At 70.3% G+C, this 22772-nt stretch carries 27 protein-coding genes; 17 read left to right on the top strand and 10 right to left on the bottom strand.

Going from position 1 to position 22772, the window contains the following annotated elements; all coding sequences use genetic code 11:
- Positions 1-27: 27 nt before the first annotated feature.
- Entirely contained in the window at positions 28-1554 is a 1527-nt protein-coding gene (locus IE178_RS24250) for a S8 family peptidase (RefSeq protein ID WP_193513776.1), read from the bottom strand.
- 62 nt (positions 1555-1616) lie between these two features.
- The gene (locus tag IE178_RS24245) at positions 1617-3149 is read right to left on the bottom strand and encodes a S8 family peptidase (protein WP_193513775.1); all 1533 of its coding nucleotides are present in this window, start codon (positions 3147-3149) and stop codon (positions 1617-1619) included.
- A 272-nt stretch (positions 3150-3421) separates the two neighbouring features.
- Here IE178_RS24245 and IE178_RS24240 point away from each other — a divergent pair, with 272 nt between their 5' ends.
- The 3 genes from IE178_RS24240 (at position 3422) to moaA (ending at position 6598) form a co-directional block, all read left to right on the top strand.
- A complete protein-coding gene (locus tag IE178_RS24240) occupies positions 3422-3778 on the top strand; it encodes a DUF485 domain-containing protein (RefSeq protein ID WP_184763634.1) in 357 nt (118 codons plus the stop codon).
- Complete coding sequence (locus IE178_RS24235) at positions 3775-5403, top strand: monocarboxylic acid transporter (RefSeq protein ID WP_184763635.1); 1629 nt, start codon at positions 3775-3777, stop codon at positions 5401-5403. The genes IE178_RS24240 and IE178_RS24235 overlap by 4 nt, the downstream gene beginning before the upstream one ends.
- A 205-nt stretch (positions 5404-5608) precedes the next feature.
- Entirely contained in the window at positions 5609-6598 is a 990-nt protein-coding gene (gene moaA / locus IE178_RS24230) for a GTP 3',8-cyclase MoaA (RefSeq protein WP_184763636.1), read from the top strand.
- A 71-nt stretch (positions 6599-6669) separates the two neighbouring features.
- Here moaA and IE178_RS24225 read toward each other — a convergent pair whose 3' ends face one another.
- Entirely contained in the window at positions 6670-6891 is a 222-nt protein-coding gene (locus IE178_RS24225; RefSeq protein WP_193513839.1) for a hypothetical protein, read from the bottom strand.
- A 245-nt stretch (positions 6892-7136) separates the two neighbouring features.
- On the bottom strand, positions 7137-7535 hold the full coding sequence (locus tag IE178_RS24220) for a DUF3099 domain-containing protein (protein WP_184763637.1): 399 nt from the start codon (positions 7533-7535) through the stop codon (positions 7137-7139).
- A 244-nt stretch (positions 7536-7779) separates the two neighbouring features.
- Here IE178_RS24220 and IE178_RS24215 point away from each other — a divergent pair, with 244 nt between their 5' ends.
- Positions 7780-8058, top strand: coding sequence for a GlsB/YeaQ/YmgE family stress response membrane protein (locus IE178_RS24215; RefSeq protein ID WP_193513774.1), 279 nt, complete (start codon positions 7780-7782; stop codon positions 8056-8058).
- A gap of 116 nt (positions 8059-8174) precedes the next feature.
- On the opposite strand, the gene tyrS is transcribed toward IE178_RS24215, so the two are convergent.
- The 3 genes from tyrS to IE178_RS24200 form a co-directional block, all read right to left on the bottom strand.
- A complete protein-coding gene (gene tyrS / locus IE178_RS24210) occupies positions 8175-9443 on the bottom strand; it encodes a tyrosine--tRNA ligase (protein ID WP_184763639.1) in 1269 nt (422 codons plus the stop codon).
- A gap of 66 nt (positions 9444-9509) precedes the next feature.
- Positions 9510-10904, bottom strand: coding sequence for a metallopeptidase TldD-related protein (locus IE178_RS24205; protein WP_193513773.1), 1395 nt, complete (start codon positions 10902-10904; stop codon positions 9510-9512).
- The gene (locus IE178_RS24200) at positions 10901-12424 is read right to left on the bottom strand and encodes a TldD/PmbA family protein (protein ID WP_184763641.1); all 1524 of its coding nucleotides are present in this window, start codon (positions 12422-12424) and stop codon (positions 10901-10903) included. Before IE178_RS24200 ends, IE178_RS24205 begins: the two co-directional genes overlap by 4 nt.
- Before the next feature lie 367 nt (positions 12425-12791).
- Here IE178_RS24200 and IE178_RS24195 point away from each other — a divergent pair, with 367 nt between their 5' ends.
- Positions 12792-12980: a hypothetical protein gene (locus IE178_RS24195; RefSeq protein ID WP_193513772.1), complete on the top strand. Its 189-nt coding sequence runs from the start codon at positions 12792-12794 to the stop codon at positions 12978-12980.
- 76 nt (positions 12981-13056) lie between these two features.
- Here the strand turns inward: IE178_RS24195 and IE178_RS24190 are convergent, their stop codons facing one another.
- Both IE178_RS24190 and IE178_RS24185 read right to left on the bottom strand, forming a co-directional pair.
- Positions 13057-13257 carry a DUF397 domain-containing protein gene (locus tag IE178_RS24190; protein ID WP_193513771.1) on the bottom strand — a complete coding sequence of 67 codons (201 nt, stop codon included), beginning with the start codon at positions 13255-13257 and terminating at the stop codon, positions 13057-13059.
- A complete protein-coding gene (locus IE178_RS24185; RefSeq protein ID WP_193513770.1) occupies positions 13254-14114 on the bottom strand; it encodes a helix-turn-helix domain-containing protein in 861 nt (286 codons plus the stop codon). Before IE178_RS24185 ends, IE178_RS24190 begins: the two co-directional genes overlap by 4 nt.
- Before the next feature lie 167 nt (positions 14115-14281).
- On the opposite strand from IE178_RS24185, the gene IE178_RS24180 reads away from it, so the two are divergent.
- The 8 genes from IE178_RS24180 to IE178_RS24150 all read left to right on the top strand — a co-directional run bounded on the left by IE178_RS24180 (position 14282) and on the right by IE178_RS24150 (position 19281).
- A complete protein-coding gene (locus tag IE178_RS24180) occupies positions 14282-14755 on the top strand; it encodes an ATP-binding protein (protein ID WP_193513769.1) in 474 nt (157 codons plus the stop codon).
- Between the two features lie 549 nt (positions 14756-15304).
- Complete coding sequence (locus IE178_RS24175) at positions 15305-16219, top strand: helix-turn-helix transcriptional regulator (RefSeq protein WP_184763647.1); 915 nt, start codon at positions 15305-15307, stop codon at positions 16217-16219.
- Between the two features lie 19 nt (positions 16220-16238).
- The gene (locus IE178_RS36175; RefSeq protein ID WP_268250117.1) at positions 16239-16367 is read left to right on the top strand and encodes a hypothetical protein; all 129 of its coding nucleotides are present in this window, start codon (positions 16239-16241) and stop codon (positions 16365-16367) included.
- 77 nt (positions 16368-16444) lie between these two features.
- Entirely contained in the window at positions 16445-16729 is a 285-nt protein-coding gene (locus tag IE178_RS24170; RefSeq protein WP_185009723.1) for a type II toxin-antitoxin system Phd/YefM family antitoxin, read from the top strand.
- 5 nt (positions 16730-16734) lie between these two features.
- Positions 16735-17121, top strand: coding sequence for a PIN domain-containing protein (locus IE178_RS24165; protein WP_318280226.1), 387 nt, complete (start codon positions 16735-16737; stop codon positions 17119-17121).
- Positions 17122-17281: 160 nt separating this feature from the next.
- Entirely contained in the window at positions 17282-17986 is a 705-nt protein-coding gene (fabG, locus tag IE178_RS24160) for a 3-oxoacyl-[acyl-carrier-protein] reductase (RefSeq protein WP_184763649.1), read from the top strand.
- A gap of 6 nt (positions 17987-17992) precedes the next feature.
- Entirely contained in the window at positions 17993-18760 is a 768-nt protein-coding gene (fabI, locus tag IE178_RS24155) for an enoyl-ACP reductase FabI (RefSeq protein ID WP_193513767.1), read from the top strand.
- Positions 18761-18933: 173 nt separating this feature from the next.
- Positions 18934-19281 carry a hypothetical protein gene (locus IE178_RS24150; protein ID WP_184763651.1) on the top strand — a complete coding sequence of 116 codons (348 nt, stop codon included), beginning with the start codon at positions 18934-18936 and terminating at the stop codon, positions 19279-19281.
- Here the strand turns inward: IE178_RS24150 and IE178_RS24145 are convergent.
- Complete coding sequence (locus IE178_RS24145) at positions 19259-19951, bottom strand: FadR/GntR family transcriptional regulator (RefSeq protein WP_184763652.1); 693 nt, start codon at positions 19949-19951, stop codon at positions 19259-19261. The genes IE178_RS24150 and IE178_RS24145 overlap by 23 nt on opposite strands.
- An 82-nt stretch (positions 19952-20033) precedes the next feature.
- Here IE178_RS24145 and IE178_RS24140 point away from each other — a divergent pair, with 82 nt between their 5' ends.
- From IE178_RS24140 to IE178_RS24130, 4 genes are all read left to right on the top strand, one after another.
- Positions 20034-21383 carry a CynX/NimT family MFS transporter gene (locus tag IE178_RS24140; RefSeq protein ID WP_318280224.1) on the top strand — a complete coding sequence of 450 codons (1350 nt, stop codon included), beginning with the start codon at positions 20034-20036 and terminating at the stop codon, positions 21381-21383.
- 301 nt (positions 21384-21684) lie between these two features.
- Entirely contained in the window at positions 21685-21801 is a 117-nt protein-coding gene (locus IE178_RS36170) for an SGM_5486 family transporter-associated protein (RefSeq protein ID WP_268250119.1), read from the top strand.
- A gap of 169 nt (positions 21802-21970) precedes the next feature.
- Positions 21971-22177 (top strand): hypothetical protein, encoded by a 207-nt coding sequence (locus IE178_RS24135; protein WP_184763654.1) that lies wholly within the window; start codon positions 21971-21973, stop codon positions 22175-22177.
- Between the two features lie 65 nt (positions 22178-22242).
- On the top strand, positions 22243-22761 hold the full coding sequence (locus tag IE178_RS24130) for a SixA phosphatase family protein (protein ID WP_184763655.1): 519 nt from the start codon (positions 22243-22245) through the stop codon (positions 22759-22761).
- Positions 22762-22772: the final 11 nt, after the last annotated feature.

Raw genomic sequence — 22772 nt, 5'->3', positions numbered from 1 at the left:
CCTTCCGCTCTCACCGCTCCCGCGGGACTACCGCGTCACCGCGTCCAGCGCGTCGGCCATGCCCCAGCCGTAGAAGCCGTTGCGGTTCTTCGGGCCCTCGCACACCGCGTCGGCCTTGCCGTCGCCGTCGATGTCGTACGGGTCCGTGCACGCGGTGGCGTCGGCCTGCGCGTACAGCAGGGCCTTCACCAGCGCCGGGGAGGCGTGCGGGTGCGTCGACTTGATCAGCGCGGCGACGCCCGCGACATGCGGGGACGCCATCGACGTACCCGCCATGTAGCCCCACGTGCCGCCGGGCATCGTGCCCAGGATCAGGCCGCTGGTGGCGGGCGGCTCCGGCTTCTGGTAGGCCGTCGAGTCGCCGCCGGGCGCGGCGATGTCGATGACACCGCGGCCGTGGTTGGAGAAGGACGACTTCAGGCCCTTGGCGCCGGTCGCCGCGACCGTCACGACACCCGGCAGCTGGGTCGGGATGTCGTAGCACTCGGACGGGTCGATCACCCGGTCCGACGGCGTGGAGTCGTTGGGGGAGACCGGGTCGGTGATCTCGTCGGCCGCGAGGTCGTAGTTCTCGTTGCCGGCCGCGGCCACGTTGACCGCGCCCTTGCGCTCCGCATACCCCGAGGCCCGGGTGACGGCCTCGACGAGCGCCTTCTGGTCCGGGTCGTTCTTGCAGTTGAAGTACCAGGGGTCGGTGTAATAGCTGTTGTTGGTGACGTCGACCCCGTGCTCGGCCGCCCACATGAAGCCGCACACCACGGCCTCGGTGTAGAAGAAGCCGTCCGGGTTGGACACCTTGATGCCCGAGACCTTCACGCCGGGGGCGACACCGGTCATGCCGACACCGTTCTTGGCGGCGGCGATCTCACCCGCGACATGCGTGCCGTGCGGGCTCTCCGACGCGCCCGGCCGCCAGGCACCGTCGCTGGTGTCCGGCTTGCCCGACACACAGTTGACCGACGCGGCCCGGTCGAAGTTGGGCGCGATGTCCGGGTGGGTGTCGTCGACGCCGGTGTCGATGACGGCGACGGTCACCCTGGAACTGCCCAGCGACTTCTCGTGCGCCTGGTCCGCCTTGATGGCGGGCAGGTCCCACTGCAGCCCCTGGAGCGGGTCCTGCCCCTCGGCGGCCTCGGCGCCGGCGACCTCGGCGGCGCTGAGCACCTTCGGGGTGCCCATGTCCGTGGTGGCCGCCGACGGCAGCGGCGCGGTGCGGGTGGCACCGGCCGACTGCACCCCGCGCACCGCGCGGACGGTCTTCGCGAAGTCCGGGTTCGACGAGTGGACGACTATGACGCCGATCTTGTCGTACGACGTCACGATCGTGCCGCCGGCCTCGCCGATCGCCTTCTTCACATGGGCCGGCGCGCCGTGCCCGCCCCGGACGTTGACCACGTAGCTGAGCGACGTCGCGTCGGCGGCGGCCGCGGCGGGCCGGTCGTCGGCCGGCGCGGCGGTGGCCGCCGTGTTGGGCAGGAACGCGAGCGCCGTCGCCATGGCCATCCCGGCCGGGATGACCAGCGCACGGCGGTGGCGCGGGTGAGACGCTGTCATGAAGTCTCCAGTTCGTTCACGATTGCGGGCCTACGGGCGGAAAATTGTCGGAAGGGCGGCGCTCACTTGACGGCGCGCAGCGCGTTGACGATGCCGAAGCCGTAGAAGCCGTTGACCCGGCTGCCGCCCTCGCACGTCGCGTCCTGCACCCCGTCGCCGTCCTGGTCGTACGATTCCGGGCAGCCCGGGTTGTCCGCCTGCGCCTTCAGCAGCGCCTGCAGCTGGGCAGGGGTGGCCCGCGGGTGCTTGGACTTCAGCAGCGCGGCGACACCGGCGGCGTGCGGCGAGGCCATCGAGGTGCCCTGCAGGAAGGCGTACTCGCCGTTCGGCATGGTGGACAGGATGCGCCCGTCCTTCGACGGCGTGTCCGGCAGCTGGTAGCGGCGGTCGCCGCCCGGCGCGGCGATGTCGACGACGCCGTGGCCGTACGTGGAGTAGTACGACTTGAGGTTCTGCACGCCCGTCGCGCTGACCGTGACCACACCCGGGAGCTGGGTCGGCACGTCGAAGCACTCGCTCGGGTCGATGGTCCGCGTCACCGGCGTGGAGTCGTCGGGGCTGGAGTCGTCGACGATCGCGTCGGACGCCAGGTCGTGGTTGGAGTTGCCGGCCGACGCCAGGTGCAGGGTGCCCTTCTTCTGCGCGTACAACTGCGCCCGGTTGACCGCGTCGACGATCGCCTTCTGGTCCGGGTCGTCCATGCAGTTGTACAGCCACGGGTCGACGTAGTAGCTGTTGTTCGTGATCTCCACGCCGTGGTCGGCGGCGAACACGAAGGCGCAGACGACGTTCTCCGGGTAGAACAGACCGTTGTCCGGGTCGCTGACCTTGATGCCGGCCACCTTGACGCCGGGCGCGACACCGGCGACGCCGATGCCGTTGCGGGCCGCGGCTATCTCACCGGCCACATGGGTGCCGTGGTAGTCCTCGTCCGTGTACGGCCGCCAGGCGCCCTCACTGGTGTCCGCCTTGCCGCCGACACAGTTGGCCGACTGGGAGGCGGAGAAGTTCGGGGCGAGATCGGGGTGGGTGTCGTCGACGCCGGTGTCGATCACGGCGACGGTCACCTCGCGGCTGCCCGGGTTGATCCGCGCGGCCTCGTCGGCACCGATCGCCCGCAGGTCCCACTGGTCGGCCTCGAGCGGCTCGCTGCCCGGGGTCTCGGCGGAGGCGGCCTTCGTCCGGGCGGCCTCGGAGGCCGTCAGGTGGTCGGCGGCGCCCTCGTCGGTCGTCCCGGCGGCGGTCAGCGGCGCGGTGCGGGTGGCGCCGGCGGACTCGACTCCGCGCGCCTCACGGATCTCCTTGCCGAAGTCCGGGTTCGCCGAGTGGACGACGATCACGCCGATCCGGTCGTAGGTGACCACGACGGTCCCGCCGGCCGCGGCGATCGCCCTCTTCACCGAGGCGATCGTGCGGCGGTCGGCCTTGGTGTTGACGACGTACGCCAGGGAGGGGGCGTCCGCCACCCGCTCGGCCGCCGACGCCGTCTGCGGGGCCGCCGAGGCCGCCGCCGGCAGGAAGCCGAGCGAGGCGGTCAGGGACAGCACGACGGGCACGGCAAGGGCGAGCCGGCGTCTGGAACGCAGATGAGCCATGGGGTCTCCACATCATCCGGAAACGAAACCGGCCCGAGGCACAGGGTGGTGCTCGGGCAGGTACATGACGGGGTGGTGCAGGGTGAAGCTATCCCGCGCTCTCGCTGGCCAGCAATGTTTTGCCGGGAACGTCTTCGGAAAACGGCTACGGGAAAAAAAAGGGGCCGACAGGTGAACCGGTCCTCGCGTGGCGCCGTGCCCTTGGGCAGGAAGCGCGAGAACACTCGCTTTTCGTCCCCGTCCGAACCGCACCCGCACCGCGAGGAGACCCCGTGGCCGCCGAAGCACCGCCCCCCTCGAAGGAGCAACACAAACTCCCCTCACCCGAGGAGTTCACCGAGGTGCAGGAGAGCGCTGAGTTCGGTGAGCTGCGCCGTTCCTACCGCTCCTTCGCCTTTCCGCTGACCGTCGCCTTCATCGCCTGGTACCTGCTGTACGTGCTGCTCTCCAACTACGCGGGCGGCTTCATGGGCACCAAGCTGTTCGGCAACATCAACGTCGCCCTCGTCTTCGGCGTCCTGCAGTTCCTCACCACGTTCCTCATCGCGTGGTGGTACTCCCGGCACGCCGCCGCCGAGCTCGACCCCAAGGCCGAGGCCATCAAGACCCGTATGGAGGGCGGCGCATGAGCCCCGCGATCACCCATGTCCACCTCGCCGCGAACGAGGCCAGCGAACACCGCGGGCTCATCATCACGCTGTTCGCGCTCTTCGTCCTCGCGACCCTCGGCATCACCATCTGGGCCGGCCGGCAGACCAAGGACGCCGCCGACTTCTACGCGGGCGGACGCCAGTTCAGCGCCTTCCAGAACGGGCTCGCGGTCTCCGGCGACTACATGTCGGCCGCGTCCTTCCTCGGCATCGCGGGCGCCATCGCCCTCTTCGGCTACGACGGCTTCCTGTACTCGATCGGCTTCCTGGTCGCCTGGCTCGTCGCCCTCCTCCTGGTGGCCGAGCCGCTGCGGAACTCCGGCCGCTACACGATGGGTGACGTCCTCGCCTACCGCATGCGCCAGCGCCCGGTGCGCACCGCCGCGGGCACCTCCACCATCGTCGTGTCGATCTTCTACCTGCTGGCCCAGATGGCGGGCGCGGGTGTCCTCGTCTCGCTGCTGCTCGGCATCACGTCCGACGCGGGCAAGATCCTCATCGTCGCCCTCGTCGGCGTCCTGATGATCGTGTACGTCTCCATCGGCGGCATGAAGGGCACCACCTGGGTCCAGATGGTCAAGGCCGTGCTGCTGATCGGCGGCACGATCCTGATCACCTTCCTGGTGCTGCTGAAGTTCAACTTCAACATCTCCGACCTGCTGGGCAGCGCCGCCGAGAACAGCGGCAAGGGCGACGCCTTCCTGGAACCCGGCCTGCAGTACGGCGCCGACGGCACCACCAAGCTGGACTTCCTCTCCCTCGGCATCGCCCTGGTGCTCGGCACCGCCGGCCTGCCGCACATCCTGATCCGCTTCTACACGGTGCCCAACGCCAAGGCCGCCCGTAAGTCCGTGAACTGGGCGATCGGCATCATCGGCGGCTTCTACCTGATGACCATCGCCCTCGGCTTCGGTGCCGCGGCGCTCATCTCCCAGGACGAGATCATCGCGTCCAACCCGTCCGGCAACACGGCCGCACCGCTGCTCGCGCTGCACCTCGGCGGCGTCGACTCGGCGTGGGGCGCGATCCTGCTCGCCACCATCTCGGCGGTCGCCTTCGCGACGATCCTCGCCGTGGTCGCCGGGCTCACTCTCGCCTCGTCGTCCTCCTTCGCGCACGACATCTACGCCAACGTCATCCGCAAGGGGAAGGCCACGGAGAAGGAGGAGATGAGGGCGGCCCGCTGGGCGACCGTCCTCATCGGCATCGTCTCCATCGCGCTCGGCGCCCTCGCCCGTGACCTGAACGTGGCCGGCCTGGTCGCGCTGGCCTTCGCGGTCGCCGCGTCCGCCAACCTGCCGACCATCCTCTACAGCCTCTTCTGGAAGCGGTTCACCACCCAGGGCGCCCTGTGGTCGATCTACGGCGGTCTCATCGTCGCCGTCGGCCTGGTGCTGTTCTCGCCCGTGGTCTCCGGCGACCCCAAGGCGATGTTCCCGGACGTCGACTTCGCCTGGTTCCCGCTGAAGAACCCGGGCATCATCTCCATCCCGTTCGGCTTCGCGATGGGCTGGCTCGGCACGGTCCTGTCCAAGGAGGAGCCCGACGCCAAGAAGTTCGCGGAGCTGGAGGTCCGGTCCCTCACCGGAACCGGCGCCCACTGATCCACACCGCGCACGGCCGCGTCGTACGGACCTCTGCGGGGGTCCCTGCGACGCGGCCGTTCGCCATCTCGTCCTATCGGGCCGCTGTGGTTGTCGGTGACGTCACGTAGGCTCGCAGGTGTCTCGCAGGTATGCGGACGCCGAGTGATCCGCTGTCCCCAGCTACGCGGACGCCCAGCGGTCCGCGTCGAGGGAGGGGGCCCACGTGCTCATCGACACCTACGGCCGAGTGGCCACCGACCTGAGGGTCTCGCTGACCGACCGGTGCAATCTGCGCTGCACGTACTGCATGCCCGAGGAGGGCCTGCAGTGGCTGGCCAAGCCCGACCTGCTCACCGACGACGAGATCGTCCGCCTCATCGACATCGCCGTCACCTCCCTCGGCATCGAAGAGGTCCGCTTCACCGGCGGTGAGCCCCTGCTCCGCCCCGGTCTGGTCGGCATCGTCGAGCGCGTCGCCGCCCTGGAGCCCCGCCCGCAGATGTCCCTCACCACCAACGGCATCGGGCTCGGGCGCACCGCGTCCGCGCTGAAGGCGGCGGGCCTGGACCGGGTCAACGTCTCCCTGGACACGCTGCGCCCGGACGTCTTCAAGACCCTCACCCGCCGCAACCGCCACCAGGACGTCATCGACGGCCTGTACGCGGCCCGCGAGGCCGGACTGACCCCGGTCAAGGTCAACTCGGTCCTGATGCCGGGGCTCAACGACGACGAGGCCCCCGACCTGCTCGCCTGGGCCGTGGAGCACGACTACGAACTGCGCTTCATCGAGCAGATGCCGCTGGACGCCCAGCACGGCTGGAAGCGCGAGGGCATGATCACCGCCGGGGACATCCTGGCCTCCCTGCGCACCCGCTTCGAGCTGACCGCCGAGGGCGACCAGGCGCGCGGCTCCGCACCGGCCGAGCGCTGGCTGGTCGACGGCGGGCCGCACCGGGTCGGCGTCATAGCCTCCGTCACCCGCCCCTTCTGCGCCGCCTGCGACCGCACCCGCCTCACCGCCGACGGACAGGTCCGCACCTGTCTGTTCGCCACCGAGGAGACCGATCTGCGCGCGGCCCTGCGCTCCGGCGCCTCCGACGAGGAGATCGCCCGCATCTGGAAGCTGGCCATGTGGGGCAAGAAGGCGGGCGCGGGCCTGGACGACCCGTCCTTCGTCCAGCCCGACCGCCCGATGTCGGCCATCGGCGGCTAGGGCCCCCGACCCCGGCACGGGCAGGACCCTCGCCCCCGGCACGGCGGCCCCGGCAGGTTCCAGGTTCGGGGTCAGCCTCCGGGTGACTCCCACTCGGAGAACGGCACGACGTCTTTCAGGAACCCCCGCACCCCGAGAAACTGCGAAAGATGCTCCCGATGCTCCTCGCAGGCGAGCCACGTCTTCCGCCGCTCGGGGGTATGCAGCTTCGGGTTGTTCCACGCCAGCACCCAAGCGGCAGCGCTTCGGCAGCCCTTGGCGGAACAGATCGGCGTCTCGGGTTCGGGGACCATCACACCGCCGACCCTAACCCGATCGGCGCAGGCCGAACGCCCCGGGAAAAGGCGACGCCGAGCAGCCACGGGGGGAGCTGCCCGGCGTCGGTCCGTCGCTCCGACGGGGGATGCGGAGCGCGTACGAAGTATGTCACGGGTCACCCGGCCCCCGGCACCGGAACAACGTGATTGATCTGAGGATTTCTTCGACTTGGCGGGGAATTGCCTTCCGCTTGGCGCCGTTTCCCCGCACACCCCGATCTTCACGACCGTTCCGGCCGCTCCGTTCGTGCGTCCGGCGCGGGCTGTGACGACATATCTTCCGTATCGGATTCCGCGGAACCGTCATTCGTCCGCGGCGGCGTGATCATCGGCCTCATCGGCGTCGTCACGAACGTCGACGGCAGTGACGGCGCGTTCTCACGCCCGGCGTTGGCGATCACCACCGCGATGTACGGCAGGACCGCTCCGAGTACCAGCGCCACGATCGCGACATGCCGCTCCACGTTCCACAGCGTCGCCGCGAGGATGACCGAGATCGTACGGACGACCATCGAGATCACGTACCGGCGCTGCCGCCCGCGTACATCCTCCTGGAGGCCGGTCCGGGCGCCGGTGATCCGGAACACCTGGACGCTGCCGCCACCATGCTGCTTCCGCATCACATTCCACCATCCGCCCGTATCGGACCTTCCCCGCCCCTGACCGTCCCGTGACCCGTCGGGGACACAGGGTCCGGACATGTCCACGTTACGCCGGGCCCGCACCGGTCACGAGACCGGGTCCGCACCGGCACGGAGCGCACGATCTGCGCCCCGGCACGTACGGCATACCCGACATGCGGCGTACCGCGTCTCGGCCGACACTGGCCGTAATGCTCGCGTCGAGCCGTACGAGGAGGCAGTCATGGGCTGGTTGTGGGCGATCATCGTGGGGTTCGTGCTCGGTCTGATCGCCAAAGCGGTGATCCCGGGCAAGCAGCACAGTCCCCTGTGGCTGACCACCATCTGCGGCATCCTCGGCGCCATCGCGGGCAACGCCATAGCGCGAGGCTTCGGCGTGGACGAGACGCGTGGCATCGACTGGAGCCGGCACATCTTCCAGCTGGTCGCGGCGATCGTGATCGTCTTCTTCGTGGACATGCTGTACACCGCGATGAAGCGCAAGCGCGCCCAGCGGGCCTGACGCCCGCGCGTACGGCGGTGACGGCGACGGCTGAACCGCGATGCACGGCGAAGGGGCGGCTTCCGGCACCCGCCGAAAACCGCCCCGCCGAAAACCGCCCCGCAGGAACCGCCCGCTCAGCCCGCCGTGACCTCCACCGCCGCCAGGTTCTTCTTGCCCCGGCGCAGCACCAGCCAGCGTCCGTGCAGCAGGTCCTCCTTCGCGGGGACGGCGTCCTCGGCGGTGACCTTGACGTTGTTCACGTACGCACCGCCCTCCTTCACCGTGCGCCGCGCGGCCGACTTGCTCGGGACCAGGCCGACCTCGGCGAACAGGTCGACGACCGGACCGAGCGCGGTCACCTGGACGTGCGGCACCTCGGAGAGCGCCGCCGCCAGCGTCTTCTCGTCCAGCTCCGCCAGCTCGCCCTGGCCGAAGAGGGCCTTGGACGCGGCGATCACGGCGGCCGTCTGGTCGGCGCCGTGCACCAGGGTCGTCAGCTCCTCCGCCAGCGCGCGCTGGGCGGCGCGGGCCTGCGGCCGCTCCTCGGTCTGCCGCTCCAGCTCCTCCAACTCCTCGCGGGAGCGGAAGGACAGAATGCGCATGTAGCCCGAGATGTCCCGGTCGTCCACGTTCAGCCAGAACTGGTAGAACGCGTACGGCGTCGTCATCTCCGGGTCGAGCCAGACGGCCCCGCCCTCGGTCTTGCCGAACTTGGTGCCGTCCGCCTTGGTCATCAGCGGCGTCGCGTAGGCATGGACCGTGGCGTCCGGCTCCAGCCGGTGCAGCAGGTCCAGGCCGGCCGTGAGGTTGCCCCACTGGTCGCTGCCGCCCTGCTGGAGCGTGCAGCCGTACCTCCGGAACAGCTGGAGGAAGTCCATGGCCTGGAGCAGCTGGTAGCTGAACTCGGTGTAGCTGATGCCCTCGGAGGACTCCAGGCGCCGGGCGACGGAGTCCTTCGTCAGCATCTTGTTGACGCGGAAGTGCTTGCCGATGTCCCGCAGGAACTCGATCGCGGAGAGGTTCTGCGTCCAGTCGAGGTTGTTGACCATCACGGCCGCGTTCTCGCCCTCGAAGGACAGGAACGGCTCGATCTGGCCACGCAGCCGCTCGACCCAGCCCGCGACCGTCTCCGGTGAGTTCAGCGTGCGCTCGGCGGTCGGCCGCGGGTCACCGATCTGTCCCGTGGCCCCGCCGACCAGCGCCAGCGGCCGGTGCCCGGCCTGCTGGAGCCGGCGCACGGTGAGCACCTGCACCAGGTGTCCCACGTGCAGGGACGGCGCGGTCGGGTCGAAGCCGCAATAGAACGTGACGGGACCGTCCGCGAGCGCCTTGCGCAAAGCGTCCTCGTCAGTGGACTGGGCGAACAGCCCGCGCCACTTCAGCTCGTCGACGATGTCCGTCACGGTTCTCGTGTCTCCTTGATGATCTTCGGCCGGTCGGATGACAGCCGACCGGGAACGCCTACGAGGTTATACGCCCTGGCTGACAGAGCTCATATGGAAATCGGGGATGCGCAGCGCGGGCATCGCGGCCCGGGTGAACCAGTCGCCCCACTCCCTGGGCAGCGTCTTCTCCGTACGGCCCGCCTCCGCGGCCCGACCCAGCAGGCTCACCGGCGACTCGTTGAACCGGAAGTTGTTGACCTCGCCGGTGACCTCGCCGTTCTCGACGAGGTAGACGCCGTCCCGGGTCAGCCCCGTGAGCAGCAGCGTCGCCGGATCGACCTCGCGGATGTACCACAGGCAGGTCAGCAGCAGCCCGCGCCCGGTGGCCGCGACCATGTCCTCCAGGGAGCGGTCGTCGCCGCCGTCCAGGATCAGGTTGTCGATCCCGGGCGCCGTCGGCAGCCCGGTCAGGCCGGCGCTGTGCCTGCTGGTCGTCAGCCGGTTCAGCTCGCCCTCACGCACCCACTCCGTGGCCGCCAGCGGCAGTCCATTGTCGAACACCGACTGGTCGCCGCCGGAGGAGTGCGCGATCACGAACGGCGCGGACTGAAGGCCCGGCGCGTTCGGGTCGCTGCGCAGGGTCAACGGCAGCTCGGTCAGCTTCTCCCCGACCCGGGTGCCGCCGCCCGGCCTGGAGAACACGGTGCGGCCCTCGGCCGCGTCCCGCCCCGAGGCCGACCACATCTGGTAGATCAGCAGGTCCGCCACGGCGGTCGGCGGCAGCAGCGTCTCGTACCGGCCCGCGGGCAGCTCCAGGCGCCGCTCGGCCCAGCCGAGCCGTACGGCCAGCTCGGCGTCGAGGGCCGCTGGGTCGACGTCCTTGAAGTCCCGGGTGGAGCGCCCCGCCCACGCCGAACGCGTACGGTCCGGCGACTTGGCGTTGAGCTCCAGCGTGCCGTTCGGCTGGTCGTGCCGCAGCCGCAGCCCCGCCGAGGTGCCGAGGTAGCTGGAGACCAGCTCGTGGTTGGCGAACCCGTACAGCTCCCGGCCGCCCGCACGCGCGCGGGCGAACGCCTCGCCGAGCGCCGGGGCGAAGTCGGCGAACACCGCGGAGGAGGTCTCGGCGGGCGCCTCGGTGAACTCGGGCGAGGGCTCCACGCCCGTCACCAGCGGCTGGGCGTCCTCGGCCGGCCCCGCACCCCGCGCGGCGGCCTCGGCGGCCCGCACCAGCGGCTCCAGCTCGTCCACGGTCACCGCGGAACGGGACACCACCCCGGAGGCCGTGCCCTCCTTGCCGTCCACCGTGGCGACGACGGTGAGGGTGCGCCCGCGCGTGACACCGTTCGTGGTGAGCGCGTTGCCCGCCCAGCGCAGATTGGCGCTCGAGTGCTCGTCGGCGATCACGACACAGCCGTCGGCCCGGGACAGTCCGAGAGCGCGCTCGACGATCTCGTGCGGCTTGGTGGTACGCGCGCTCATCGACCGGCCTCCTGCGTGGTGTTCAGAATGTTGACTCCCTTGAAGAGGGCGGACGGGCAGCCGTGCGAGACCGCCGCGACCTGCCCCGGCTGCGCCTTGCCGCAGTTGAAGGCACCGCCCAGGACGTACGTCTGCGGACCGCCGACCGCCGCCATGGAACCCCAGAAGTCGGTGGTCGTGGCCTGGTAGGCGACGTCCCGCAGCTGCCCCGCGAGCCGGCCGTTCTCGATCCGGTAGAAGCGCTGCCCGGTGAACTGGAAGTTGTACCTCTGCATGTCGATGCTCCACGACCGGTCACCGACCACATAGATGCCCCGGTCCACGCCCCCGATCAGATCCTCCGTCGACATCCCCGCCGGATCAGGTCGCAGCGACACATTGGCCATGCGCTGCACCGGCACGTGTCCGGGGGAGTCCGCGTAGGCGCACCCGTTGGACCGCTCGAACCCGGTGAGCTTCGCGATCCGCCGGTCCAGCTGGTAGCCGACCAGCGTGCCGTCCTTCACCAGGTCCCAGGACTGCGCCTCGACGCCCTCGTCGTCGTAGCCGACGGTGGCCAGGCCGTGCTCGGCGGTGCGGTCCCCGGTGACGTTCATCGGCTCGGAGCCGTAGCGCAGCTTGCCCAGCAGGTCGAAGGTGGCGAAGGAGGTACCGGCGTAGGCGGCCTCGTAGCCGAGGGCGCGGTCCAGCTCGGTGGCGTGCCCGATGGACTCGTGGATGGTCAGCCACAGGTTGGACGGGTCCACGACCAGGTCGTACAGCCCCGGCTCGACGCTCGGCGCGCGCATCTTCTCGGCGAGCAGCTCCGGAATCCGCTCCAGCTCGTCGTCCCAGTCCCAGCCGGTGCCCCTCAGGTACTCCCAGCCACGGCCGACGGGCGGCGCGAGGGTGCGCATGGAGTCGAACTCACCGCTGGAGCCGTCGACGGACACGGCCGTGAACACCGGATGCAGCCGCACCCGCTGCTGCGTGGTCACGGTCCCGGCCGTGTCGGCGTAGAACTTGTTCTCGTGCACGGTGAGCAGCGAGGCGTCGACATGGTCCACCCCGCCCGCCGCGAGCAGCCGCGCGCTCCACTCGGCCAGCAGCCCGGCCTTCTCCTCGTCGGGCACGGCGAACGGATCGATCTCGTACGACGACACCCAGGTCTTCTCGGCGTGCACCGGCTCGTCGGCCAGCTCGACACGTTCGTCGGACCCGGCCGCCCGGATCACCTGGGCGGACAGCTTCGCCATCGCCACGGCCTGCGAGGCGACCTTGGCGGCGGCGTCGAGGGTGAGATCCACCCCGGACGCGAACCCCCACGTCCCGCCGTGCACCACGCGCACCGCGTACCCGAGGTCGGTGGTGTCCGACGACCCGGCGGGCTTGGCGTCCCGGAACCGCCAGGACGCGCTGCGCACCCGCTCCAGGCGGAAGTCCGCGTGCTCGGCCCCGAGCGCCCGCGCGCGGGCGAGCGCGGCGTCGGCGAGGGCGCGTAGGGGGAGTGCCAGGAACGACTGATCGATGTCATGGGGCACGGGTGGAGATCCCTTCGGGGCTTGCCTGCAGTGACCATCGGAGGCAGTGAACCATGTCTCACTCCTCGGGCTCTCCTGAAAAGAACGGAGAGTGAGGACGACAAATCACCGGTGCGACCAAGCAGACGTATGTGATCAAGGGGGCCGACCGATCTATGGACGTTTTCGGTGTCCATCTCGACCTCATCGCCTACGAGGTGTTCACCAGCTCCCTCGTCGCCGTGCGGGACCCGGACATCGAGAGTCACCTGGCCGGCGAGCGTGAGCGTAAAACCCGTTGGCCCGACCCCAAGCTGGCGCTGAATCCCACCTTCCGCAGCGGCGGAACGGTCGCCTCGCTGTGCGACGACGGTCTGCTGCATCCGATGTGCCGGGAGTACTTTCGGCACGAGAAGGCCCGCCGAAAAACCCGACCGCACCGGCGGCCAACAAGAAGCGTCGGGGCAAGTCCGCACCCGACCAACTGGGCGGAGGCCTGTTCGGCTTGGATGAGGTCGAGGGCGGCGACGTTCAGCTCGACATGCTCAACATGTTCGGTGAGGCCGAGCAGGAGTAGCTCGTGGGCGCAGACCAGCGGGCGGGTACGGGGACAACTCCCGTACCCGCCCGTTGACGTCATGTACGACGCGGACTCAGCCGTCCAGAGACATGTCGGCCGCGAGTGCCGCGAACGCCGCCCAGGCCTTCGGCGTGACGATGAGAGGACGGATGCGCTTGTCCTTGGAGTCGCGGATGTGGACGGCCCCGGGGCGCACGGCGACCTCGACGCAGTTGTCGTTCTCGCTGCCGCTGTAGCTGCTCTTGAACCAGCTGAGCTCGTTGGCGGTAGTCATAGCGCTCCTCGCATCTGTTCCAGCAGCGTCACGGTAGCCCGACAGTCCAGGGCTTGGGAACGCAGCTTGCCATAGCGCTGAAGCAGGACACTTACATCCTTGGGTGCGGAGATCAGGCTGCTCGACCGCTGGCCTTCGGTGTAGCCGAGCCACTGGTGAGCAGTTGTCTCCGCGAGGTACATCTGACCGTCGATGCCGCAGTGATCCTCTTGGACAGTTGCCATGATCTGAATCTCGACATTGCGCCGCGCGCTCATGTCGAGAAGGCGATCGATGACTTGCCTGGTGACATCGCGCCCTCCCATGCGCCGGGCTACGACGCTCTGCTCGATGACGAAGCTGAACGCTGTGTTCTGATTGGCGGAGATGAGCTGCTGCCGTTCCAGCCGAGACGCGACCTCACGTTCGATCTGTTCCTCGGACGCCGGTGGCAGTCGCCGGTCGAAGATGGCCCGGATGTACGGCTCAGGTTGCAGCAACCCTGGAATCGCTCGGCACTCGTAGGCGTACAGAGAGACCGCATCCTCCTCGATCTCCGCCCACTGTCGAAACCAGGAAGCCAACACCGCCCTCCGCGTCAGACTCTTCGCCGCCGCAGTAAGGACCTTGGCCGCGACCGCTCCCAACACCTCCTCCGCCCGCCCCGGCAGGTCCGCCGGCGGGAACCGCTTCCCCTGCTCGATCTTGGCGACGTACGCGGCCGAGTACCGTACTCGCACCGCGAACTCCTCCTGTGTCAGGCCGGATTCCTCCCGCAGGGCCTTGAGGACAGCGCCGAAGGTCTTGAGACTGTCGGAGAGCTCCGCCTCCGTGCCGTTCGCGCCGCCGTTCCCGCCTCCGCCGTGGTCCGCCCTCATCGCCGCGTGCCTCCCGTGTCCGCGTTCTCACGCCTTGCTCAACCCCGCCCGGCCCGCCCAGGGTCACGGGGAGTTACCCACCCAGTCCAGAGTGTGCACCGATACAGACACGCCTGTATGGGTGTCGTCCCTGTTGAGGGCCGGGAGCGGCCCGGAACGCTGGCGGCATGCCAGCACCACGGGCCCAAGAGGCCGTAACCGTAAGTGTGTTCGCCCAGCGCTTCTCCGCCACCCGCCGCGGCGCACGCCTCGCCCGCAGACTCGCCACCCACCGGCTCGACTTGTGGGACCTGCCCTACGGCAGCCCGGCCTCCGACACCGTCACCCTCGTCGTGGCCGAACTCGCCGCCAACGCGGCCCTCCACGGCCACGTCCCGGGGCGCGACTTCGAGCTGAGGCTCACGTACGACCGGACCGCGGGCCTCGTCCGCGTCGAGGTGTCCGACACCCACCCGGGGCACCCGGGGATTCCCGAGTCGGCGGGCCGGCCGTCCGCGGACACCGACGGCGGGAGGGGCCTGCTCCTGGTGGAAGCCGTCGCCGACCGCTGGGGCGTGAAGGGGCGGACGGGGCCGGGCAAGACCGTGTGGGCCGAGTGCGAAGTACGCGTCCCGGACGACCCATGTCCCGTTCGGCCGTAGTTGACGATCATCTTCCGCAACGACCCGCTACGCGTGCCGAGTTGTGATTTCGGTCAGTGTCAGTAGTGCCGGGTAGGGTTGTCGGCCTGCCCGAGTTGACGGTCAGCTCTGCGACGGGCGAAAGCTTGTGGAGGCGTACGTGGTCGGACGCGAGATTGCTGCGGCGGACCATCCGAGCAAGGAGGTCAGGGCGGTCCTCAAGCGGCTCGTCGCCGATGGGTGGACGCTTGCGTCGGAGGCCCACTGGGGCACGCTGTACTGCCCGTGCCCCGATAGTGGCTGCACGGTGATCCGTGTGGGTGGCACGCCGAAGAATCCCAGCCAGGAGGCCCGTCGAATAGCCCGCAGGGCGAAGTTGTGCCCCCTGCCTCCGGACGACCCCCGTACGGCCCTCCGCGGCGGCGTTGGCAATTGACAACACTGTCGGGCTCCGCGAAGCTTGGGACCAAAAGGGGAGCCGTGTCCGTGATGGATCCCCTTTCAGTGAAAGGCCGCGGATACCGGAACCAGGAAGAGCGAACAGGCATACGCATGGGGGACTGGGGCGTCATGGAGTACGAGTTTCACTTCGTCGTGGACGGGATCGAGGTGGACGACGACAAGGCTGTCGCGATCGTCCACGAGACCTTTGACGGGGTACTGACCCGTCATCGCGGTCGGCACTTCCTGGACGTCTCCGAGAGCGGGGTCAACGCGATCGACGCGGCCCACCGCATCGTCGTACGGCTGCGCAAGTCCCTGCCCGCCCTGAGACTGCTGCGTACCGACCCCGACCTCGTGGGCGTCTCGGACATCGCGGAGCGTGTCGAGCGCTCACGCCAGAACGTCCAGCAGTGGGTGAGCGGTGAGCGGCGGCAGGACAAGCTGCCCTTCCCGGACCCCGAGGGGATCACCGGACGCTCGCCGGTGTGGCGCTGGGGGGACGTCAACGCCTGGCTCGCCCAGTTCGGCGAGGGCGACGAGGTGCACCCACCCACCCGCGAAGAGGCCCTGACCATCGACTTCCTGCTGCCCAAGTGGCAACGCACCCTGGACGACGGCCTTCCCCTGGTCCACTTCGTCGCCGCCGAGTCCGGGGACGGCCGGGAGGGGGAGCGCGAGACCGTCCAGCGGCTGCTGGAGGGCACGCTGGCGCTTCCCGGCGTATTGGAGCGGATCGCCGCGTTCCCTGTCCCCAGGACGGAGCGGCAACGGCTCACCGTCGTGTGCGCGGTCCTCACCGACCGGCTGAGCGGCGTGGTGTCCCGCATCGGCCACGACGAGGTGTGGGCGGTCCTCGCCTTCCAGGGCGCGGAGAGCGAGCTGCGTCTCCAGCCCGTCGGCACGGCGGACGCCCCGGGCGCGGTTCCGGTCTCCCGCCTCGGTCTCGGGCGCGACGCCACGGTCGGCGACCTTCTGCTCGTTCAGACGAACGGCCCCGACGACATCCCGGTCACGCCGATCACCCCGGTCGGCCTGGACTGAGTCCGGACGCGGCCGTCCGGTGGGGGAGGGGCGGCTGAGGATCTGGCGGCACGTCGTCGACCTGGCCCGTCCCTGGCGGGACCTGGCCGCGGACATCGCCGCCCTCGCCGAGTCGGTCGACACCGCGCGTGGCAGCGGCACCCTGTGAAGACGACCACGGCGGGCCGGATGTAGGTACCCCAGGGACATGTACGCACAACCTGCCTGCCATGAGGGGAGCGCGGCATGAGCACCATTTCCGTACGCGAGTTCTCGTACAACCCCAGCGCCGTCTTCGCCCGCGTCGAGAAGGGCGAGTCGATCGAGGTCACCCGGCACGGCAACGTGATCGCGATACTGTCACCGGCCGGCAGCCCCATGGAGCGGTACGCGCACCTGGTGGCACAGGGGAAGATCAAGCTGAAGCCGGTCACCGCCGCCGAACGCCACAGCATGCCGCACTACGAGGTGCCGGAAGACGTCGACCCCGTCGCGCTGCTGCTGGCCGAGCGCGAAGAGGACGACCGTTGATCTACATGGACACGTCCGCGCTGGTCACCTGGATGACTCGGCGCAGCCACTGGGGCGCGCTGGATGCCTTCCTCCAGGAACGGGCCACGGAGCCGCTCGCCACCAGCACGCTCGGCTTCCTGGAGACCGTACGGACCCTGGACCTCATGGGGCACTTCCCGAAGGCCATGGAGGACCTGGACGCCCGGATCACCGAGATCCTCCTCACCCGGGAGGTGCGCGATGCGGCGGCTCCGCTGGTCGGGCGCCTGAGGACGTTGGACGCGATTCACGTGGCCAGCGCCCTGTCCCTGAGGGACGACCTGACCGCCCTGGTGACCTACGACCGCAGGGTGCTCGGGACCGCTCGCGCCGAGGGGCTGTCGGCTCACGCACCGGGTAGGGCGGACTGACCCGGGGTCTGGACTGTAGGAACCCGACAGGAGGCCACGGGAGCCACTGTCGGTGCCCCAATGTCCCGGGAGGAATGCGGACCGATAGGTTTTCGGGGAAGCCGCCTCCCGTCCACGGACCCGGGCGGTGTGTCAAGACCGCTATCGAAAGGGTGATCCGTTGAGCCGCTCGGTTCTCGTCACCGGAGGCAACCGGGGCATCGGCCTCGCCATCGCCCGCGCGTTCGCCGACGCCGGCGACAAGGTCGCCATCACGTACCGCTCGGGTGAGCCGCCGGCCGGTCTCCTCGGGGTCAAGTGCGACATCACCGACCCCGAGCAGGTGGAGCAGGCCTACAAGGAGATCGAGGAGGCGCACGGTCCCGTCGAGGTGCTCGTGGCCAACGCCGGAGTCACCAAGGACCAGCTCCTCATGCGCATGTCCGAGGAGGACTTCACCTCGGTCATCGACACCAACCTCACCGGCACCTTCCGGGTCGTCAAGCGCGCCAATCGCGGCATGCTGCGCGCCAAGAAGGGCCGTGTCGTCCTGATCTCCTCGGTCGTCGGGCTGCTCGGCTCCGCAGGGCAGGCGAACTACGCCGCCTCCAAGGCCGCCCTGGTCGGCTTCGCGCGCTCCCTCGCCCGTGAGCTGGGCTCGCGCAACATCACCTTCAACGTCGTCGCGCCCGGCTTCGTCGACACCGACATGACCAAGGTGCTCACCGACGAGCAGCGGTCGTCGATCGTGTCGCAGGTGCCGCTCGGCCGGTACGCGAGGCCGGAGGAGATCGCCGCGGCGGTGCGGTTCCTCGCCTCGGACGACGCCTCGTACATCACTGGAGCCGTCATTCCCGTTGACGGCGGACTGGGAATGGGTCACTGAAACACCATGAGCGGAATTCTCGAGGGCAAGCGCGTCCTGATCACCGGTGTGCTGATGGAGTCCTCCATCGCCTTCCACACCGCCAAGCTGGCCCAGGAGCAGGGCGCTGAGATCATCCTGACCGCGTTCCCGCGGCCCACCCTGACCGAGCGCATCGCCAGGAAGCTCCCCAAGCCCACCAAGGTCATCGAACTCGACGTCACCAACGACGAGCACCTGGGCCGCTTGGCCGACGTGGTCGGCGAGGAGCTCGGCGGCCTCGACGGCGTCGTGCACTCCATCGGCTTCGCGCCACAGGACGCGCTCGGCGGAAACTTCCTCAACACGCCCTTCGAGTCGGTCGCCACGGCCATGCACGTCTCGGCGTACTCCCTGAAGTCGCTGACCATGGCCTGCCTGCCGCTGATGCAGAACGGCGGCTCGGTCGTCGGCCTCACCTTCGACGCCCAGTACGCCTGGCCGCAGTACGACTGGATGGGCCCGGCCAAGGCCGCCCTGGAGGCCACCAGCCGCTACATGGCCCGTGACCTGGGCAAGCAGAACATCCGCTGCAACCTCATCTCGGCCGGCCCGATCGGCTCCATGGCCGCCAAGTCCATCCCGGGCTTCAGCGAGCTGGCCTCCGTGTGGGACAGCCGCGCGCCCCTGGAGTGGGACCTCAAGGACCCGGAGCCGGCCGGCCGCGGTGTCATCGCCCTGCTGAGCGACTGGTTCCCGAAGACCACGGGCGAGATCATCCACGTGGACGGCGGTCTGCACGCCATCGGCGCCTGATCCAGCGCCTCGCGAGGGCCCGCGTCCCCAAGGGATGCGGGCCCTCGGCGCTGTCACCCGTTCGGCTCACCCGTTCGGCTCAGCCGCGCGGGCGGGGCCGCGGGTCGAGGGGCACTGTGGAGTACGCGTCACCGCGTGATCCCCCTCCCCAGCACGGCCGAGGAGGTTCCCTTGTGCGCTTGTCCCGCCCGGCCTCAGCGACCGCAGCCGTCCTTCTCGCGCTGGCCCTGCCGTACGAGGCGATGGCGCACGCGCGCGTGCACCCCGGCGAGGCGGATGCCGGCGGGCTGTTCGGTGCCGCGTGCCGGATCAGTGTCGACGGCTCCAAGGTGACGGCGTTCTGCCACAACCCCTATCCCGACATCGACCGGGTCGGCCTGCACGTCGAGTGCGTCCACTGGTGGGACCTGGACAGTGACGGCTCCCCGGTGGACGCGTGGCCGGCGCAGACCGTACGACTGACCGGACGCTGCTGGAGCGAGGTCGGCTCGGCGTGGGTCAGTCACCGGAGGACGGACTGAACCGCCCCGGACGGCACACGAACGGATAGGCGGCGGCCTCCTCGGCCGCCGTGGCCGCGTCACCCGCGCGGATGGCGTCCACCAGCCGCCCGTGGTCCATGTGCGTCTCCGGGGTCAGCTCCTCGCCCACGTCGTCGCGCAGCCAGTCCCGCAGCACCTCGCTCAGGTCCGCGTACATCGCGGTCATCACGTCGTTGTGCGAGGCGGCCACGACGGCCAGGTGGAACGTCGCGTCCGCCGCCACGAAGGCCTCCGTCTCACCCGACTCCCAGGCCTCCTCCCGGCGCAGCAGCAGGGTGTCGAGCTGCTTGAGGTCCCGCTCCGTGCGCCGCTCGGCGGCCAGCCGTGCCGCGGCCGACTCCATGGTCGAACGCAGCTCGGCGATGTGCCGGGGGTCCGCGTCGGCGAAGCGGCGGTGCATCACGCCCGCCAGCTCGCTCGTGGCCACCACGTACGTGCCCGAACCCTGGCGGATGTCCAGCAGCCCGTTGTGCGCCAGCGCACGGACGGCCTCACGGACCGTGTTCCGGGCCACCCCCAGCTGCTCCACCAGCTCCGGCTCGGTGGGAATGCGTGCGCCGACCGGCCACTCGCCCGAGGTGATCTGGGCCCGCAGGGCGGCGATGACCTGCTCGGAAAGCGCCGAACGGCGGGGATGGCTCAGAGGCATGACACACCTTCGCACGACAGGGGCGCCGCGCGGCGACCTCGGCATGGACACCCAATCATCCCATGATTCTATGATGGGTTTCATGGCTAGCGAGGAAACCCGGACGCTCACGTCCACGACCGTACGCACACCGGCCACGCCCGAAGCCCGGGAATCCCCCGGGGGCGCTTTCGCGCGCGCGTGGCGGACGCGGCTGATCGTCGTCGGCATCGTGCTGGCCGCGCTGAACCTCCGCCCGGCCATCACCAGCCTGGGCGCGCTGCTCGAAGAGGTCCGCGACGGGCTCGGCATGAGCGGGAGCGTGGCCGGACTGCTCACCTCCGTGCCCCCGCTGTGCTTCGCCGTCTTCGGCGTCACCGCGCCCCGCCTGGCCCGCCGTTTCGGGGCGGGCGCGGTGGTGTGCGCCGGCATGGTCGCCATCGGCGCCGGCCTGCTGATACGCCCGTACGCCGGGGGCACGGCGGCCTTCCTGGCCACCAGCGCCCTCGCGCTGATGGGCATCGCCGTCAGCAACGTCCTGATGCCGGTCATCGTCAAGCGCTGGTTCCCCGACCGGGTCGGCTCCATGACCGGCCTGTACTCCATGGCCCTCGCCCTGGGCACCGCCACGGCGGCGGCGGCGACCGTGCCGCTGACCGACGCGCTGGGCGGGAACTGGCAGTCCGGCCTCGCCGTGTGGGCGGCCCTGGCCGCCGCCGCCGTACTGCCGTGGATCCCCTTCGTACGGGAACGGGGCGGGGCGCCGGGCGACGTACGGGAACGGGGCGGTGCGCCGGGCGAGCGCACGCCCGCGCGGGAGGACGCTGACCCCGCACGGGCCGGGCGGGCCCCCGCGGAGGCGCCCGCGCTGCGCATCACCCGCAGCCGTACCGCCTGGGCGCTGGCCGTCTTCTTCGGTCTCCAGGCCACCGCCGCCTACATCACCATGGGCTGGATGCCCCAGATCTTCCGGGACGCGGGCGTCCCCGCGGGCACGGCCGGGCTGCTCCTCGCGGTCACCATGGTGATGGGCGTCCCGCTGGCCTTCGTCATACCCCGCCTCGCCACGAGGCTGCCCCAACAGGGTCCGATCGTGCTCGCGCTGGGCGTGAGCGGCCTCGTCGGATACGCCGGTCTGTACCTCGCGCCGGCCGCCGGCGCCTGGGCCTGGGCGCTGCTGCTGGGCGTCGCCAACTGCGCCTTCCCACTGGCGCTCACCATGGTCGGGATGCGGGCCAGGACCGGCGCGGGCGTGGCCCAGCTGTCGGCCTTCGCGCAGAGCACCGGGTATCTGCTCTCCATCCCCGGACCGCTCCTGGTGGGCGTGCTCTACCAGCACAGCGGCGGCTGGGGGCTGCCGATCGCGCTGATGGCCGGCCTGATGATCCCGCAGATGGCCGTGGGCGTCCTGGCGGGCCGCGACCGCACGGTGGAGGAGGAGGCGGCGGGCTGACACGGGCTGAGCGGGCTCCGGCGCCCCGATGCCCGGCGCGGCGGAGCGTGTCGCCCGGCGATGGCGGCCCGGGCCCGCCGCAGGGTGGTGCGGCCGTGCAGCATGGGCACGGCGGGATCCGATGCCGCGTCCGCGCGGCCCTTGCCACCCTCGCCGCCTGTGCCGCCGTGTGTGGCCCGCGCCGGCCGTCGTGCAGCCCTGTCCGGCCGTTCGTGCAGCCCTGTGTCCGCCGCGGGCCACCTGCGACCGCCCGTGCGACCCCGAGGCCCGTCGCGGGCGAGGAGGGTGCGAGACTTGCCGTATGCCAGTCCTCGACCCGAACCCGCAGAACGGCCAGAAGAAGATGCTGCTCGTCTTCGGCGCGTTCTTCGCCATCTTCATCGTCATCGGCGTGGTCGCGACCATCCTCGCGCCGTGACGGCACCCGCGCCCGGGGCCCATGGTGGTGCCGGCACCCCCATCCCCTAGGGGGCCAGGCTCAGGGTCAAGTGGGTGGGTCACCGGATGGGTTGAGGCCCGGACACTCCGTACCTTCGAGATGTGGCCGCGACGGCGTGCCACGGACCATGCGAAGAGCGGAGGCCCCCATGTCGGCGCGCACGCACACCCGGCCCCACCCGGCCCCCCGGGGCGGCGTCGACACCCGGCTGCCGTGGTGGGCCCTGGCTCTGCCCACACTCGCCTTCCTCGCACTGCTCGCCCTGGTCCTGAACCCCTCCGACGCACACGCGACCGCCGGGGAACCCGCGATCACCCACCTCGTGGAGCGCGCGCAGCAGCTCATAGCCCGCTGAAAACCCCTGAAAGCGCCGGTCAACTCCCTGCGCCCCGTGGCCTGTTTCATGCGAAGCTGGGTCACATGAGCGTCGCAGAACCCCGCAGGATTGTCCTTTTCCGGCATGCGAAGGCCGACTGGCCCCCGGTGCCCGACCACGAGCGCCCACTCGCCGAGCGGGGCCGCATGGATGCAGCGGTCGCCGGACGCAAGCTGGCCGACACCGGCGTCGCCTTCGACCTGGCCCTGTGCTCCACCGCGGTCCGGACCCGAGAGACCTGGAAGCTCGCGGTCCAGGAGTTCCCCCAGCGGCCGAAAACCGTCTACGAGGAGCGGATCTACGAGGCCTCGCCCGGCGAGCTGATCGCCCTGCTCAACGAAACGCCCGACGACGCGCAGAACATCCTCCTGGTCGGCCACAACCCGGGCATCCAGGGACTCGCCGACATCCTGGCCGGCGCGGCCGAGGGCGACGCCCGCGAGCGAATGAGCCGCCGCGGCTACCCGGCCGCCGCCTTCGCCGTCCTGTCCTTCACCGGATCCTGGAAGTCCCTCGAGCCCGGCGCCGGCACGCTGGTCGACTACTGGGCGCCGACCGAGTGACACCCTGAGCG

It is taken from the genome of Streptomyces griseoloalbus (assembly GCA_014650015.1).
In the GTDB taxonomy this organism is placed as follows: domain Bacteria; phylum Actinomycetota; class Actinomycetes; order Streptomycetales; family Streptomycetaceae; genus Streptomyces; species Streptomyces griseoloalbus.
The sequence above is the reverse complement of the archived record's forward strand: the minus strand, read 5'-3'. Positions and strand labels throughout refer to the sequence as shown.

Excerpts from the sequence above, each read along its gene's own strand:
- IE178_RS24145 (WP_184763652.1), bottom strand. The coding sequence starts at position 19,951 with ATGCCTCTGAGCCATCCCCGCCGTTCGGCGCTTTCCGAGCAGGTCATC.
- IE178_RS24175 (WP_184763647.1), top strand. The coding sequence starts at position 15,305 with ATGGAGTACGAGTTTCACTTCGTCGTGGACGGGATCGAGGTGGACGAC.
- fabI (WP_193513767.1), top strand. The coding sequence starts at position 17,993 with ATGAGCGGAATTCTCGAGGGCAAGCGCGTCCTGATCACCGGTGTGCTG.
- IE178_RS24235 (WP_184763635.1), top strand. The coding sequence starts at position 3,775 with ATGAGCCCCGCGATCACCCATGTCCACCTCGCCGCGAACGAGGCCAGC.
- IE178_RS24170 (WP_185009723.1), top strand. The coding sequence starts at position 16,445 with ATGAGCACCATTTCCGTACGCGAGTTCTCGTACAACCCCAGCGCCGTC.
- IE178_RS24180 (WP_193513769.1), top strand. The coding sequence starts at position 14,282 with ATGCCAGCACCACGGGCCCAAGAGGCCGTAACCGTAAGTGTGTTCGCC.
- IE178_RS24140 (WP_318280224.1), top strand. The coding sequence starts at position 20,034 with ATGGCTAGCGAGGAAACCCGGACGCTCACGTCCACGACCGTACGCACA.
- IE178_RS24220 (WP_184763637.1), bottom strand. The coding sequence starts at position 7,535 with ATGCGGAAGCAGCATGGTGGCGGCAGCGTCCAGGTGTTCCGGATCACC.
- IE178_RS24130 (WP_184763655.1), top strand. The coding sequence starts at position 22,243 with ATGAGCGTCGCAGAACCCCGCAGGATTGTCCTTTTCCGGCATGCGAAG.
- IE178_RS24205 (WP_193513773.1), bottom strand. The coding sequence starts at position 10,904 with ATGAGCGCGCGTACCACCAAGCCGCACGAGATCGTCGAGCGCGCTCTC.
- IE178_RS36170 (WP_268250119.1), top strand. The coding sequence starts at position 21,685 with ATGCCAGTCCTCGACCCGAACCCGCAGAACGGCCAGAAGAAGATGCTG.
- IE178_RS24225 (WP_193513839.1), bottom strand. The coding sequence starts at position 6,891 with ATGGTCCCCGAACCCGAGACGCCGATCTGTTCCGCCAAGGGCTGCCGA.
- IE178_RS24135 (WP_184763654.1), top strand. The coding sequence starts at position 21,971 with ATGTCGGCGCGCACGCACACCCGGCCCCACCCGGCCCCCCGGGGCGGC.
- IE178_RS24250 (WP_193513776.1), bottom strand. The coding sequence starts at position 1,554 with ATGACAGCGTCTCACCCGCGCCACCGCCGTGCGCTGGTCATCCCGGCC.
- IE178_RS24165 (WP_318280226.1), top strand. The coding sequence starts at position 16,735 with ATGGACACGTCCGCGCTGGTCACCTGGATGACTCGGCGCAGCCACTGG.
- IE178_RS24245 (WP_193513775.1), bottom strand. The coding sequence starts at position 3,149 with ATGGCTCATCTGCGTTCCAGACGCCGGCTCGCCCTTGCCGTGCCCGTC.
- IE178_RS24215 (WP_193513774.1), top strand. The coding sequence starts at position 7,780 with ATGGGCTGGTTGTGGGCGATCATCGTGGGGTTCGTGCTCGGTCTGATC.
- IE178_RS24185 (WP_193513770.1), bottom strand. The coding sequence starts at position 14,114 with ATGAGGGCGGACCACGGCGGAGGCGGGAACGGCGGCGCGAACGGCACG.
- IE178_RS24190 (WP_193513771.1), bottom strand. The coding sequence starts at position 13,257 with ATGACTACCGCCAACGAGCTCAGCTGGTTCAAGAGCAGCTACAGCGGC.